This window comes from Stenotrophomonas sp. YJH_SMC_8, assembly GCF_059371315.1.
Window position 1 is genome coordinate 104,450 of record NZ_JCAFUL010000007.1, and the last position, 14,058, is coordinate 118,507.

Consider the following 14,058-nt stretch of genomic DNA (forward strand, 5'->3'; position numbering starts at 1 on the left):
TGCCCGGCGGCTTTCCGGCGGCCAGCCATGCCGCGTTCTGCGCTCGCCGGGCATGGCCCGGCGCTACCGGGACCCCATCCCGGCTACCCCCGATTCAGGCTGTTCAGGCAGAATCCCCCCATACCCTTCCAGGATCTGCCCATGCGCGTTCTGCTGCTTTCCTCCCTGCTGCTCACCGTCACCGCCTGTACCTGGGTGCCGATCGAACCGGCCGGCAAGGCGACCCGCGTGCTGCCGGCAGGTCCGGTTCCGGCCGGCTGCATCGCCAAGGGCGAGGTGGTGGTGACCGTGAAGAGCAAGGTCGGCTTCTACAACCGCAACCCGCTGCGCGTGCAGGAAGAGCTGGAAACCCTGGCCCGCAACGAGGCTCCGAGTGCCGGCGCCAATGCCGTGCAGGCCGCCGCGGCCCCCGCCGATGGCAGCCAGCGCTTCGCCGCGTTCCAGTGCCCGCCGCGCTGAACGCTTCACCATACGGCCAAGGCTGAATTCGTAAAGATGCGGTGAAGGCCCCGGGGGTTATAGAATAGCGCCCCCTTTTGCCTGAGCCTTGGCGCTAACCTCGATGCTCTTCAAGAATGTCTCGATCGCCGGCCTGGCACACGTCGACGCGCCGCACACGCTGACGACCAAGGAAATCAACGAGCGGCTGCAGCCGACGTTGGACCGTCTCGGCATCCGCACCGACGTGCTCGGCGACATCGCCGGCATCCACGCGCGCCGCCTGTGGGACAACGGCGTGCTGGCGTCCGACGCTGCCACCATGGCGGGCCGCAAGGCGCTGGAAGACGCAGGCATCAATGCGACGCAGGTCGGCCTGCTGGTCAATACCTCGGTCAGCCGCGACTACCTGGAGCCCTCCACGGCCTCCATCGTCTCGGGCAACCTCGGTGTCAGCGACGAGTGCATGACCTTCGACGTTGCCAATGCCTGCCTGGCCTTCATCAACGGCATGGATATCGCCGCGCGCATGATCGAGCGCGGAGACATCGACTACGCGCTGGTGGTGGACGGTGAGACTGCCAACCTGGTGTACGAGAAGACCCTGGAGCGCATGACCGCGCCGGACGTCACCGCCGACGATTTCCGCAACGAGCTGGCGGCGCTGACCACCGGTTCGGGTGCTGCGGCGATGGTGATGGCGCGCTCGGAGCTGGTGCCGGACGCGCCGCGCTACAAGGGCGGCGTGACCCGCTCGGCCACCGAGTGGAACCAGCTGTGCCTGGGCAACCTGGACCGCATGGTCACCGACACCCGCCTGCTGCTGATCGAAGGCATCAAGCTGGCCCAGAAGACCTTCACCGCCGCCAAGATCGCCCTGGGCTGGGCCGTGGAAGAGCTGGACCAGTTCGTGATCCACCAGGTCAGCCAGCCGCACACCGCCGCGTTCATCAAGAACTTCGGCATCGACCCGAAGAAGGTCATGACCATCTTCGGCGAGCACGGCAACATCGGCCCGGCCTCGGTGCCGATCGTGCTGAGCAAGCTCAAGCAGCTGGGCAAGCTGAAGAAGGGCGATCGCATCGCGCTTCTGGGCATCGGTTCGGGCCTGAACTGCTCGATGGCTGAAGTGGTCTGGTAAGAGCTTCCTGCCAGACTCCCTGTAGAGCCGAGCCCATGCTCGGCTCACGCGCACAGCGCGGTCCTTCTGCGGCCTGACCGGAGAGCCGCCGAGCATCGGCTCGGCGCTACACCGCGCCGCGATTCTCCCTAGGTGCTCCGCATGCGCGATCTTCCCGGTTACCCCGCCCACCCGCAGCGCTTCGAGGTACGCCCCGGCCTGTCGATGAACTATCTCGACGAAGGCCCGCGCGACGGCGAAGTGGTGGTGATGGTGCACGGCAACCCGTCGTGGAGCTATTACTGGCGCACGCTGGTGGCCGGACTGTCGGACACGTACCGCTGCATCGTGCCGGACCACATCGGCATGGGCCTGTCGGACAAGCCCGATGACAGTCGCTACGAATACACGCTGCAGTCGCGCGTGGACGATCTGGATGCGTTGCTCAAGCACCTGGGCATCACCGGCCCGGTGACCCTGGCCGTGCACGACTGGGGCGGCATGATCGGTTTCGGCTGGGCGCTGTCGCACCACGACCAGGTGAAGCGCCTGGTGGTGCTCAACACCGCCGCCTTCCCGATGCCGGCGGCGAAGAAGATGCCGTGGCAGATCGCGCTGGGACGCCACTGGAAGATCGGCGAGTGGATCATCCGCACCTTCAATGCGTTCTCGTCCGGTGCCTCGTGGCTGGGCGTGGAGCGGAAGATGCCGGCCGACGTGCGCCGCGCCTATGTATCGCCCTACAACAGCTACGCCAACCGCATCAGCACCATCCGCTTCATGCAGGACATCCCGCTGTCGCCGGCCGACAAGGCGTGGTCGCTGCTGGAGCGTGCCGGCAAGGCGCTGCCGTCGTTCGCTGACCGGCCGGCCTTCCTCGGCTGGGGCCTGCGCGACTTCGTGTTCGATCATCATTTCCTGAAGGGCTTCCAGGCCGCGCTGCCGCAGGCCCAGGTGCATGCCTTCGAGGACGCCGGCCACTACGTGCTGGAAGACAAGCACGAGGTGCTGGTGCCGGAGATCCGCGCGTTCCTGGACAAGAACCCGCTGTAACCGGATGCGGGGTCGGATCCCTCTCGCAGAGAGGGCTCTGACCCCATCTGCGACGGAACCCTTCGGTAGCGCCGGGCCATGCCCGGCGTTGTCGTACATGGGGTCAGAGCCGTTTCCGTGCCGGAAACGGATCCGACCCCGCCCGTCACGCGGCGACCGGCGCCTGCGGCGGCGAAGACGGGCTGTTGCCGTTGTCGTCCGGATGGTCGTCGTCGTTGTCGGCGTCATCGCGCCAGCGCCAGTCGGCCAGCGTCAACGGATCCAGGCCATAGGCGATGCGCGCCTTGTCGCACTGCGGGCTGGCCTTGCCGTACTCCCACGATGCATCCACCTCGCGGCACACGCTGGGCCGGTTGGGGTGGATGGTGCAGCGCGAATACACGCCGATCTGCGCATCCAGCGCCACGCAGCGCACCGGCTTGGAGTGGGTGCCGCGCATGCACAGGCGATGCGGGTCGAGCACCTCGGTGAGCTGGTGCGGTACGCCGCCGGGGGTGACCTCGTCCGATTCCATCCAGTGGAAGGCCACGCGGTACTGGGTGCAGCAGGCGCCGCAGGTCATGCAGGGATGTTGCATGGGCAAGCCGCCTCGGGCGGCAGTCGGAATCAGGAACGAGGGTGCGGATTTTCCACGAAGTGGGCCGCCGCGCAAGAAATTCCGTAAGCGGCGACAATGAACGGATGAACCGACCCTGCAATATTGCCGCCCGCCTGCCTGAACTGGCGCGTGAACGGCCTGATCAGATCGCCATCCGCTGCCCTGGCCGGCGTGGCGCCGGCAACGGCATGGCCGCCTACGACGTGACCCTGGATTACCGCCAGCTGGACGCCCGAAGCGACGCCATGGCGGCCGGCCTGGCCGGCTACGGGATCGGCCGTGGGGTGCGCACGGTGGTGATGGTGCGGCCGTCGCCGGAGTTCTTCCTGCTGATGTTTGCCCTGTTCAAGCTGGGCGCGGTGCCGGTGCTGGTCGACCCGGGCATCGACAGGCGCGCGCTGAAGCAGTGCCTGGACGAGGCGCAGCCGGAGGCCTTCATCGGCATTCCGCTGGCGCATGTGGCGCGGCTGGTGCTGCGCTGGGCACCGTCGGCGACCCGCCTGGTGACCGTCGGCCGCCGCCTCGGCTGGGGCGGGACCACGCTGGCCGCGCTGGAGCGCGCCGGTGCCAACGGTGGGCCGATGCTGGCCGCCACTGATGGCGAGGACATGGCCGCGATCCTGTTCACCAGCGGCTCCACCGGCGTGCCCAAGGGCGTGGTCTACCGCCATCGCCACTTCGTCGGCCAGATCCAGCTGCTGGGCAGTGCCTTCGGCATGGAAGCGGGCGGGGTGGACCTGCCGACCTTCCCGCCGTTCGCGCTGTTCGATCCGGCGCTGGGGCTGACCTCGGTGATTCCGGACATGGACCCGACCCGGCCGGCACAGGCCGACCCGGCGCGCCTGCACGACGCCATCCAGCGTTTCGGCGTGACCCAGCTGTTCGGCTCGCCGGCGCTGATGCGGGTGCTGGCCAGGCATGGCCGTCCGCTGCCGACGGTGACCCGGGTGACCTCGGCCGGTGCGCCGGTGCCGCCGGACGTGGTCGCCACCATCCGCAGCCTGCTGCCGGCCGACGCGCAGTTCTGGACGCCGTATGGCGCCACCGAGTGCCTGCCGGTGGCCGTGGTCGAGGGCCGTGAGCTGGAGCGTACGCGCGCCGCCACCGAAGCCGGTGCCGGTACCTGCGTGGGCAGCGTGGTGGCGCCGAACGAAGTGCGCATCATCGCCATCGATGACGCACCGTTGCCGGACTGGTCGCAGGCACGCGTGTTGGCCGTTGGCGAAGTGGGAGAAATCACAGTGGCTGGCCCGACCGCTACCGACACCTACTTCAATCGTCCGCAGGCCACGGCGGCAGCGAAGATCCGCGAGACGCTGGCCGATGGCAGCACCCGCATCGTCCATCGCATGGGCGACGTCGGCTACTTCGATGCACAGGGCCGCCTGTGGTTCTGCGGACGCAAGACGCAGCGCGTGGAAACAGCGCGCGGACCGCTGTACACCGAACAGGTCGAGCCGGTCTTCAACACCGTCGCAGGCGTGGCGCGCACCGCGCTGGTCGGCGTCGGCGTGGCCGGTGCGCAGGTGCCGGTGCTGTGCGTGGAACTGCTGCGCGGCCAGTCCGACAGCCCGGCACTGCAGGAAGCGCTGCGTGCGCATGCCGCAGCGCGCACGCCTGAGGCCGGCCTGCAGCATTTCCTGGTGCATCCGGCCTTCCCCGTCGATATCCGTCACAACGCCAAGATCGGCCGCGAGAAGCTCGCCGTCTGGGCCAGCGCCGAACTGGAGAAGCGCGCATGAAGATCCTGGTCACCGGTGGTGGTGGTTTCCTCGGCCAGGCGCTGTGCCGCGGGCTGGTCGAGCGGGGCCACCAGGTGCTGGCATTCAACCGCAGCCACTACCCGGAACTGCAGGCGTTGGGCGTGGGCCAGATCCGCGGCGACCTGGCCGATCCGCAGGCAGTGCTGCACGCGGTGGCCGGCGTCGACGCGGTATTCCACAACGGTGCCAAGGCCGGCGCCTGGGGCAGCTATGACAGCTACCACCAGGCCAACGTGGTCGGCACCGACAACGTGATCGCCGCCTGCCGTGCGCACGGCATCCGCCGGCTGGTCTATACCTCCACGCCCAGCGTGACCCACCGCGCCACCCATCCGGTGGAAGGCCTGGGTGCCGATGAAGTGCCTTATGGCGAGGATTTCCAGGCACCGTATGCGGCGACCAAGGCGATTGCCGAACAGCGTGTGTTGGCCGCCAACGATGCAACGCTGGCGACGGTAGCGCTGCGCCCGCGCCTGATCTGGGGGCCGGGCGACCAGCAGCTGGTGCCGCGCCTGGCCGAGCGCGCGCGGCAGGGCCGCCTGCGCCTGGTTGGCGATGGCAACAACAAGGTCGATACCACCTACATCGACAACGCCGCGCTCGCGCACTTCCTCGCCTTCGAGGCATTGGCTCCGGGCGCTGCATGTGCAGGCAAGGCCTACTTCATTTCCAACGGCGAACCACTGCCGATGCGCGAGCTGGTCAACAAGCTGCTGGCTGCCGTGGGCGCGCCAACCGTGGACAAGGCGATCAGCTTCAAGACCGCCTACCGCATCGGTGCGATCTGCGAGCGCCTGTGGCCGCTGCTGCGCCTGCGCGGCGAACCGCCGTTGACCCGCTTCCTGGCCGAGCAGCTGTGCACGCCGCACTGGTACAGCATGGAACCGGCGCGCCGCGACTTCGGCTACGTGCCGCAGGTCAGCATCGAGGAAGGCCTGCGCAGGCTGAAGGCTTCATCTGCCGCATAGGTCGCCATCACTGGTTGCACACCGCCAGATCGGGAGGATGGACCCACGCCATCCAACGGCCCGGACATCTGCGAGGAGCGCCATGCTGCATTACGCCGTCATCTTTTTCGTCATCGCCATCATCGCCGCCGTGCTCGGCTTCTCCGGCATCGCCGGTGCCGCCAGCAACATCGCCTGGATCCTGTTCGTGATCTTCCTGGTGCTGGCGGTGATCTCGATGTTCCGCAAGCGCGGATAGAACCTGCAGGGCGTGCCGGTCACCGACCGGCACGCCGCTTCCCGGTGGTTACCGACCTTGGTCGGCATTGTCTTTGACCGGTGGGTGCCGACCGTTGGTCGGCACGCCTCCTGTAGAGCCGAGCCATGCTCGGCTGCATCTCCAGGGTCAAGCATGGCTCGCCTCTACAGAAGCGCCCGGTCCGCCGCATGGCGCTCCAGCGCCAGCTCGATCAACCGCGTGATCAGCGTGGTGTAGTCCACGCCGCTGGCGCCCCAGAGCTTCGGATACATGCTGATGCGGGTGAAGCCGGGCAGCGTGTTGATCTCGTTGATGATGATCTCGCCCTCCGCGGTGAGGAACACATCGACCCGCGCCATGCCCGCGCATTCCAGCGCCTGGTAGGCCTGCAGCGCGATCTGCTGGATGCGCGCCTGGGTGGCGGCGTCGATGCCGGCCGGCACCACCACGTCAGCGCCATTGGCATTGATGTACTTGGTGTCGTAGGCGTAGAACTCGTCGTGCACCACCACCTCGCCGCACACGCTGGCCTGCGGCTGCTCGTTGCCCAGCACCGCGCATTCGATCTCGCGGCCGATCACCGCCGATTCCACCAGCACCTTGTGGTCGTAGCGCAGTGCCAGTTCCAGCGCATCGGCGAAACCCGCGGCATCCTTGACCTTGCTCACGCCCACCGACGAACCCTGGTTGGCGGGCTTAACGAACAACGGCAGGCCGAGCTGGGCGATCACCGCATCGACATCGACCGCTGCGGTCTGATGACGGCGGATGCACAGCCACGGCGCCACCTGCAGGCCGGCATCGCGCAGCAGGCGCTTGGTCACGTCCTTGTCCATCGCTGCGGCCGAGCCCAGCACCGGCGAACCGGCGAAGGGCAGGTTGACCATGCGCAGCAGGCCCTGCAGCGCACCGTCCTCGCCGAGTGGCCCGTGCACGATCGGCAGCACCACGTCGATCTGGCCGAGCGCGCTGGCCGCATCGCACGGCTGTAGCTGCCCCTGTTCCACACCCGGGCGCACCGCCAGGGACGTGCCGGACCGATGCAGCGCGATGCGCGACGGATCATCGGCATTGAGCAGGAACGTCTCCGGCTGGCTCAGGTGCCACTGGCCCTGCTTGTCGATGCCGACCAGCACCGGCTCGAAGCGCTCGCGGTCGAGCGCGTCGAGGATGTTCTTCGCCGACTGCAGTGAAACTTCGTGCTCGGAAGACTTGCCACCGAAGATGATGCCGACCCGGGTCCGTGCCATGGGGAATGCGATGTCCTGTGCGTTGCGTGGCCGTACAGCATGAACCTTCCGTTGCCGCCCAGGTGAGGCGCGGATGAACCGGCCATCCAGCCACGCATGGCGCGGATCTACCGTCCTCATGGCCCATCAGAATTGGGGTCAGAGCCCGTTGCGCAGCAACGGGATCCGACCCCACAGACGGCAGGAAACTGTCGAAGGCGGGGTGGGTCCGGTTGCGGGGGCGTGAGCCGCATGGATGCGGCGACCGAGCTTACAGGGACGTACTTGCAGCGGCCCCCGCAACCGGACTCACCCCGCCTCCCCACAGGAAGTCAGCTTTTGATGTTGCCCTGGCTGTTGCATCTGCGGGTGCCGGGCAGCAGCCCGGCCCAAGCCCCCCACCCACGCAGGTAGAATGCGCACATGGCTCTCTCCCTGCTCAAGTCCCTCAAGCCGGTCGCTGGCCGCGCCCTGCAGATCGCCCTGAACCGCGCACTGGCGCTGGATCCGGATACCCGCCATGCATTGGCCAGCCTCGACGGCCGGCATATCGACCTGACCCTGGAAGCGCCTTCGCTGGCCATGCGCATCAGCGTCGACGGCGATGCACTGCGGGTCGGCCCGGTGGACGCGCAGGAGGCCGACCTGGCCGTGCGCAGCAGCCTGGCCGGCGTGCTCGCTCAACTGCCGCTGCTGGCCAACGCGCGGCGCGGTGACAACAACAGCAAGGGCCGTGTACGCGTGGCCGGCGATGCCGAGCTGGCGCGCCGCCTGCAGCAGCTGGCCAAGGGCTTCGACCCGGACTGGCAGCAGCCGTTCGTCAGCGTGTTCGGCGAAGTGCTGGGCGTGCAGGTCGCCAACACCCTGCGCAGCGCCCTGCAGCATGCGCGCCAGGGTGCGATTGACCTGGCCCACAGCGCTGCCGAGTTCATCACCGAGGAATCGCGCGACGTGGTGCCACGTGCCGAGCTGGATGCCTTCCACGACGACGTGGATGTGCTGCGCGATGACGTGGAGCGTCTGGGTGCACGCGTGCAGCGCCTGCGGGGTGCCGCATGAAGGCCGTGCTGCGGGCAAGCCGCATTGGCCGGGTGATCCTGCGTTACCGTCTCGACGACCTGCTGCAGGGCACGCCGGCCGAGCGCTGGCTGCGCCTGGCCAAGCCGTTCGTGCCGCGCGCCTCGGCCAGCATCGCTTCGCAGTCGCGCGGCGCCCGCCTGCGTCTGGCGCTGCAGGACCTCGGCCCGATCTTCGTCAAGTTCGGCCAGATCCTGTCCACCCGCCGCGACCTGGTGCCGCCGGACGTGGCCAACGAACTGACCCTGCTGCAGGACCGGGTCAAGCCGTTCGATGGCGAGACCGCCCGCCGCATCGTTGAGGACGCGCTTGGCCTGCCGGTCAGCGAGGCGTTCGCGAGTTTCGACACCGAACCGTTGGCTTCGGCCTCGATCGCGCAGGTGCACGCGGCCACGCTGGCTGATGGCCGCCAGGTGGTGGTCAAGGTGCTGCGCCCGGGCATCGAGAAGCAGATCGACGCCGACATCGCTCTGCTCAACTCGCTGGCCGCGCTGGTCGAGCGCACCCACCCGCGCGCCGACAAGATCCGCCCGCGCGAAGTGGTGGCCGAGGTCGAGAACACCCTGGCCGCCGAGCTGGACCTGCAGCGCGAAGGCGCCAATGCCAGCGTGCTGCGCCGCTTCTGGGAAAATTCCGACGACCTGTACGTGCCGGAAGTGATCTGGAGCCACACCGCCGAGCGCGCGCTGACCCTGGAGCGCGTGTGGGGTATTCCGTCCGACGACATCGACGCGCTGGACAAGGCCGGCATCGACCGCAAGGCGCTGGCCGCCAAGGGCGTGCGGGTGTTCTACACCCAGGTGTTCCGCGACAACTTCTTCCACGCCGATGCGCACGCCGGCAACATCTGGGTCGATACCGATCCGGCGCGCCGAGCCAATCCGCGCTTCATCGCGCTGGACTTCGGCATCATGGGCCAGCTCTCGCAGGAAGATCAGTACTACCTGGCCGAGAACTTCATGGCCATCTTCAACCGCGATTACCGCCGCATCGCCGAACTGCACGTGCAGGCGCGCTGGATGCCCGACCACGTGCGCATCGACGATCTGGAAGCGGCGGTGCGCTCGGTGTGCGAGCCGTACTTCACCCGGCCGCTGTCGCAGATCTCGCTGGCCGAAGTGCTGATGAAGCTGTTCCGCGTGGCGCAGCGCTACCAGCTGACGTTGCAGCCGCAGCTGATCCTGCTGCAGAAGACCCTGCTGAACATCGAGGGCGTCGGCCGCCAGCTGGACCCGCAGATCGACATCTGGGCGGTGGCCAAGCCGGTACTGGCGAAGATCCTGCGCGAGCGCTACAGCCCGCGCCGGGTGGTGCGCGAGCTCGGCAAGCGCCTGCCGGAAATCATGACCCACGCGCCGGACATGCCACGCCTGGTACACGCTTGGCTGACCCAGCAGGTGGAAGGCCGCCACGAACTGGCGATGCGTTCGCGCGATCTGGTCGCGCTCGACGCCAGCCTGCAGCGCCTGCAGAAGCGCGCCGTGGGCGCGATCACCGGTGTGGGCCTGCTCGCCATTGCCGCACTGATGTACGTGGTGCAGCCACCGGGCTGGTACTGGGGCGACCTGCCGATGTGGAGCTGGCTGTCCGGTGTGGTCGGCGTGGTGGCGCTGGCGCGCGCGTGGTGGCGCTGACTCCTGCGGGCTGAAGATCGGCGGCACTGCATGCCGCCGATCGACCACAGGCTTACCAGTGGTAGCCCAGGCCCAGGTGCGACTGCACGCTCTGGAAGCTGTCCAGGCGGGTCTTGTGCCAGGTCTTGCCGATACCCACGTCCAGCACCAGATGTTCACCCAATGGCTGGCTGCGGCGCAGGAAGGCACGCCGTGCGTCGTGCTCGCGCAGCAGCAGCGGATCGGACTCGGCGGTGTAGCCGGACGTGCCGCTGCCCAGCCACAGCTGGGTCGAGCCACGGCCTTGCCCATCCTTCAGCCGCAGCGACAGTGTGGTGCCATGCCCATCCGGTCCATTGGACTGGCGGTGCCGCTCGTGGCGCAGTGAGGTTGTCACGCGCGGGAAGTAATGCGAGGCACCCACCGACCAACCGCTCACATAGGCGCCGGCATGGTACTGGGCGTATTTGCCGCCCACGCTCAGTACGGTCTGCGGTGCCACTTTCCACTGGATGTCCTGGTTCACCTGGCGGTTGACGAACACTGGATCATCGTTGGATGCCGTGACGGCAGTGCGGGTGGACAGGCGCGTGCTCCAGCGATGGTGCAGCGAGCCCTGCACGCGGTTGCCGCTGAATCGCCTGCTGCCGTAGTCGCGCTCGCCATGGGCCAGCCCCAGGTGCCATCGGCTGTCGCCACTGCGGCCGGCCACGTCCACGGTCTGTACGTCGCGCTTGCCGAAGCCATCGCTGTAGTCGGCATGGTCCAGCTGCACCGTGACACGGTCGACGCCGGCGTGGGCGCTGGAAACAGCCAGCAGCAGGGCGCACGGCAGTGCGCCACGGATGATCAATCGCATGGGGTTACTCCAGGGGTTGGGAATGCAGTGACTGCAGCAGGCGATAGCGGCCGGGCGGCAGGTTTCGCTCCACGGTGATGCGTGGGCCGAACTGGCTCCCCGGCGCGACGATGCGGCCGGGCAGGATGATCACGCCGACGCCCAGCGCGGCACCTTCACCGATCCAGGCACCGAGCTTGTCGCGTTGGCTGTCGATGGCGGTGCCTTCGATATGCACGCTGACCGTGGCGCCATCGAGGCGGTGGTTGCTGGTGCGCACCAGGGCGCCGAGATAGACCTGGTCATCGATACGGCTGTCGGCGACGAAGCATTGCGGACCGATGCTGACCTGGTTGCCCAACCGTGCGTTCTTCAGCTCACTGGCAAAGCCGATACGCGTGCCGTCGCCGATGCACAGCGGGCCGCGCAGCAGCGCGTTGTTGCCGACAAGGCAGTCGCGGCCGATCGACACCGGACCCTGGACATGGGCGCCGTCGCAGATGCGACTGCCGGCACCTATCCGTATGGCGCCCTGCAGGGTGGCCCGTGGCGAGACCCGTGCGCTGGGATCGGTGTGGGGCGCCAGTGCCGACAGCGCCTCGGCCATGGCGGCGAGGTCATTCCACCACATGCGGATACCTCGTCGGTTTGTCGCGCACGGGCTCACGGCCGGTGAACAATCCCGCCAGGCCGTGCAGCAGCCAGATCGCATAGGCGAGCAGCACATACAGCATCGAGAAGGCCGCCGCCGGCACCAGCCACGCGCGTCGGTGGTGGATGGCGCTGATCACTGCCAGCAGCATGACGATGCCGACCCAGAACAGCGGCATCACCGACAGTGCCAGGCCACCGGGTCCGTTCAGCCGGGCCGCGCCAAACCAGACCTGCAGCGACAGCGCGATGCCGGCCAGGGCGAGCAGCATCATCGGCAGGATGCTGAAAAGGCCGAAGCGGGTCAGCAGCAGGCGGCGATGCAGGCGCATGCATACCGCATAGCCGACGATCCAGCGCCGCCAGCGCCGCCACTCCTCCACCAGTGTGTTGCATTCCTGCGGGTAGACCACGCAGCGGACGCTCTGGCGAACCCGATAGCCCTGCGCAACCAGCGACCAGGACATGTCCAGGTCTTCCACGCGGGTGCGATCGGAAAACCCGACCTTGCGCAGCACCGAAGTGCGGAACAGGCCACACGAACCGGAGACGATGAACGGTGCGCCGCCCAGCCATTGCTGGAAGCTGCGCTTGATCACGATCATCGGCAGTTTCAGGCTGGCGCGCACATGGGGGAGGAAACCGGCGCCCTGCAGGCTGGAAGAGGGGACGCCGCCAACTGCATCGGCACCGCGTTCGATCTCGTCCAGCAGATGGCCCAGGCCATGGCTGCGCGGATCGATATGGGTATCTGCATCGGTCAGGAACACCTGCTCGGCGGTCGCGTGCTGCAGCCCGTGCATCAGTGCACCGCCCTTGCCGGTGTTGGCCTGGTGCACGGCCACCAGCCGCCCGGGCCAGCGTGCCTGCAGCGCATCAAGCACTTGAGCGGTGTTGTCGGTGGAACCATCGTTGACGCAGATCACCCGCGCCACGTATGGGTTTTCCAGCAGGCTGGCCAGCGAGCGCTCCAGGCACGGGGCTTCGTTGTAGGCCGGCACGATCGCGTCGATGCTGTACAGGCGGGTGCTGGGCCGGCGCGAGGCCTGCACGCAGATACGCACCAGGATGAAGGCGCACATGGCCAGGAACAGCAGTGTCTTCATCACAGCACCAACCGGTATGGCAGGAAACCCTCGCTGGGACCGATGCCGATCTGCTGGCCACGGAACTGCGCATGGCAGCGGAGGTGGCTTTCCTGCATGTAGTGGCGATCGCCCTGGCTGGCGTGCTCGCGCAGCGCGTGGATCTTCAGCTCCAGCTGCGCGCTGATGTCCTCGAACACCTGCGGCGCGAACTGCGGCAGGGTGCTGGGGCTCTCATAACAGAGGATCTGCGGAATGTGGCGGCAGGCGATGATCGACGCTTCGTGGACCGTGCGATGGTCCTGGTGATGATCCTCGCCACACATCGTGTAGACGCGGCCTAGTTCGATCACGGCGCAGGCCTGTTCGATCGACGCGATGATGTCGTTGCGACAGGCGGGGAATCGCGTGTCCGGGAAATCCTGCTGGATCACCTCGGCCACCCCGAGTCGGCGCAGGGCGCGATGCGATTCATCGCTGCGATCGATGCCGGCGTGGCAGCCGCGGCCACCGCGGCTGAGTACCAGTGCATGGATGCGTGAGCCGGCGCGGGCAAGCTTTGCCAGGCTGCCACCGCAACCGAGTTCGATGTCATCTGGATGGGCACCGATTGCCAGAATGTTCAATGTCATGGCCGTGTCCTAGCGGAAGCCGGGTGCGCGGCGGCCAGGCATGCTGTCCCCGCGTGAAGGAGGCGGGAACTATCTCAGCGTGAAAATGCAGCGGCTCTAGGATTGATACGAAAATTCGGGATTCGGGTAAGAATGGACGCTGCTTCATGGCGAGCTCAGCGGAAAAATGGCCCTGGAACTGTCGGAACTGAAGAATGAACTGGCCCGGCTCGGTGCCGAAAACGACGCCCGTGAAGTCGAACGCGGCCGCCGCATGCTCAACATCACACCGGATACGGGCGAATTCCTGGCCGTGCTGGTGCGTTTCGGCGCAGCGCGGCGGGTGCTGGAGATCGGCACCTCCAACGGCTATTCCACGCTGTGGCTGGCCGAGGCCGCCGCCACCATCGACGGCCACGTGACCACGCTGGAGTTCGCCGGGGACAAGGTGGCAATGGCACGCGCGAACTTCGCACGCAGCGGTCTGGCCGAGCACATCACGCTGGTGCACGGCGATGCCGGGCAGTGGTTGGCTCAGGCCGGTGAGGGGAGCATCGATCTGCTGTTCCTCGACTCGGACCGCGGTCAGTACGCCGGCTGGTGGCCGCAGCTGCGTCGCGTGTTGCGCCCGGGCGGCCTGCTGGTGGTGGACAACGCCACCTCGCACGCGGAAGAGATGGAACCGCTGCGGGCGCTGCTGGAGGCTGACGCGGACTTCTGCACCAGCCTGGTGCCGGTGGGCAACGGCGAGCTGCTGGCCGTGCGCAACGCCTGAT

At 67.6% G+C, this 14,058-nt stretch carries 15 protein-coding genes; 9 read left to right on the forward strand and 6 right to left on the reverse strand.

Annotation, left to right across the window (positions count from 1 at the left end; translation table 11 throughout):
* Positions 1–141: 141 nt before the first annotated feature.
* The 3 genes from AC5P88_RS10645 (at position 142) to AC5P88_RS10655 (ending at position 2,611) form a co-directional block, all read left to right on the forward strand.
* Positions 142–459 carry a DUF4156 domain-containing protein gene (locus AC5P88_RS10645; RefSeq protein WP_005407628.1) on the forward strand — a complete coding sequence of 106 codons (318 nt, stop codon included), beginning with the start codon at positions 142–144 and terminating at the stop codon, positions 457–459.
* Positions 460–562: 103 nt separating this feature from the next.
* The gene (locus tag AC5P88_RS10650; RefSeq protein WP_004135358.1) at positions 563–1,579 is read left to right on the forward strand and encodes a 3-oxoacyl-ACP synthase III; all 1,017 of its coding nucleotides are present in this window, start codon (positions 563–565) and stop codon (positions 1,577–1,579) included.
* 141 nt (positions 1,580–1,720) lie between these two features.
* Positions 1,721–2,611 carry an alpha/beta fold hydrolase gene (locus AC5P88_RS10655; protein WP_106548750.1) on the forward strand — a complete coding sequence of 297 codons (891 nt, stop codon included), beginning with the start codon at positions 1,721–1,723 and terminating at the stop codon, positions 2,609–2,611.
* Between the two features lie 145 nt (positions 2,612–2,756).
* Here the strand turns inward: AC5P88_RS10655 and AC5P88_RS10660 are convergent, their stop codons facing one another.
* Positions 2,757–3,188: a YkgJ family cysteine cluster protein gene (locus AC5P88_RS10660; RefSeq protein ID WP_029380125.1), complete on the reverse strand. Its 432-nt coding sequence runs from the start codon at positions 3,186–3,188 to the stop codon at positions 2,757–2,759.
* Positions 3,189–3,292: 104 nt separating this feature from the next.
* Here AC5P88_RS10660 and oleC point away from each other — a divergent pair, with 104 nt between their 5' ends.
* The 3 genes from oleC to AC5P88_RS10675 all read left to right on the forward strand — a co-directional run bounded on the left by oleC (position 3,293) and on the right by AC5P88_RS10675 (position 6,178).
* Positions 3,293–4,951 (forward strand): olefin beta-lactone synthetase, encoded by a 1,659-nt coding sequence (oleC, locus tag AC5P88_RS10665; protein ID WP_495225005.1) that lies wholly within the window; start codon positions 3,293–3,295, stop codon positions 4,949–4,951.
* Positions 4,948–5,940: a 2-alkyl-3-oxoalkanoate reductase gene (gene oleD / locus AC5P88_RS10670; protein ID WP_106548752.1), complete on the forward strand. Its 993-nt coding sequence runs from the start codon at positions 4,948–4,950 to the stop codon at positions 5,938–5,940. The genes oleC and oleD overlap by 4 nt, the downstream gene beginning before the upstream one ends.
* An 82-nt stretch (positions 5,941–6,022) precedes the next feature.
* Positions 6,023–6,178 (forward strand): DUF1328 domain-containing protein, encoded by a 156-nt coding sequence (locus AC5P88_RS10675; protein WP_049429804.1) that lies wholly within the window; start codon positions 6,023–6,025, stop codon positions 6,176–6,178.
* A gap of 164 nt (positions 6,179–6,342) precedes the next feature.
* On the opposite strand, the gene ddlA is transcribed toward AC5P88_RS10675, so the two are convergent.
* On the reverse strand, positions 6,343–7,428 hold the full coding sequence (ddlA, locus tag AC5P88_RS10680; protein WP_495225006.1) for a D-alanine--D-alanine ligase: 1,086 nt from the start codon (positions 7,426–7,428) through the stop codon (positions 6,343–6,345).
* A gap of 402 nt (positions 7,429–7,830) precedes the next feature.
* Between ddlA and AC5P88_RS10685 the strand changes: the two genes are divergently transcribed.
* Both AC5P88_RS10685 and ubiB read left to right on the forward strand, forming a co-directional pair.
* Positions 7,831–8,466, forward strand: a complete 636-nt coding sequence (locus tag AC5P88_RS10685; RefSeq protein WP_495225007.1) for a ubiquinone biosynthesis accessory factor UbiJ — start codon at positions 7,831–7,833, stop codon at positions 8,464–8,466.
* Positions 8,463–10,118 (forward strand): ubiquinone biosynthesis regulatory protein kinase UbiB, encoded by a 1,656-nt coding sequence (gene ubiB, locus AC5P88_RS10690; protein WP_495225008.1) that lies wholly within the window; start codon positions 8,463–8,465, stop codon positions 10,116–10,118. Before AC5P88_RS10685 ends, ubiB begins: the two co-directional genes overlap by 4 nt.
* A 52-nt stretch (positions 10,119–10,170) precedes the next feature.
* On the opposite strand, the gene AC5P88_RS10695 is transcribed toward ubiB, so the two are convergent.
* Genes AC5P88_RS10695 through AC5P88_RS10710 form a run of 4 tightly spaced genes read right to left on the reverse strand, consistent with a single transcriptional unit; the run spans position 10,171 to position 13,303 of the window.
* Positions 10,171–10,956, reverse strand: a complete 786-nt coding sequence (locus AC5P88_RS10695) for a YaiO family outer membrane beta-barrel protein (protein ID WP_111113286.1) — start codon at positions 10,954–10,956, stop codon at positions 10,171–10,173.
* A 4-nt stretch (positions 10,957–10,960) separates the two neighbouring features.
* The gene (locus AC5P88_RS10700; protein ID WP_106548757.1) at positions 10,961–11,566 is read right to left on the reverse strand and encodes an LbetaH domain-containing protein; all 606 of its coding nucleotides are present in this window, start codon (positions 11,564–11,566) and stop codon (positions 10,961–10,963) included.
* Positions 11,553–12,692: a glycosyltransferase family 2 protein gene (locus AC5P88_RS10705; protein ID WP_106548758.1), complete on the reverse strand. Its 1,140-nt coding sequence runs from the start codon at positions 12,690–12,692 to the stop codon at positions 11,553–11,555. The genes AC5P88_RS10700 and AC5P88_RS10705 overlap by 14 nt, the downstream gene beginning before the upstream one ends.
* On the reverse strand, positions 12,692–13,303 hold the full coding sequence (locus AC5P88_RS10710; RefSeq protein ID WP_495225009.1) for a PIG-L deacetylase family protein: 612 nt from the start codon (positions 13,301–13,303) through the stop codon (positions 12,692–12,694). The genes AC5P88_RS10705 and AC5P88_RS10710 overlap by 1 nt, the downstream gene beginning before the upstream one ends.
* 166 nt (positions 13,304–13,469) lie before the next feature.
* On the opposite strand from AC5P88_RS10710, the gene AC5P88_RS10715 reads away from it, so the two are divergent.
* A complete protein-coding gene (locus tag AC5P88_RS10715) occupies positions 13,470–14,057 on the forward strand; it encodes an O-methyltransferase (RefSeq protein WP_495225010.1) in 588 nt (195 codons plus the stop codon).
* Position 14,058 lies beyond the last annotated feature (1 nt).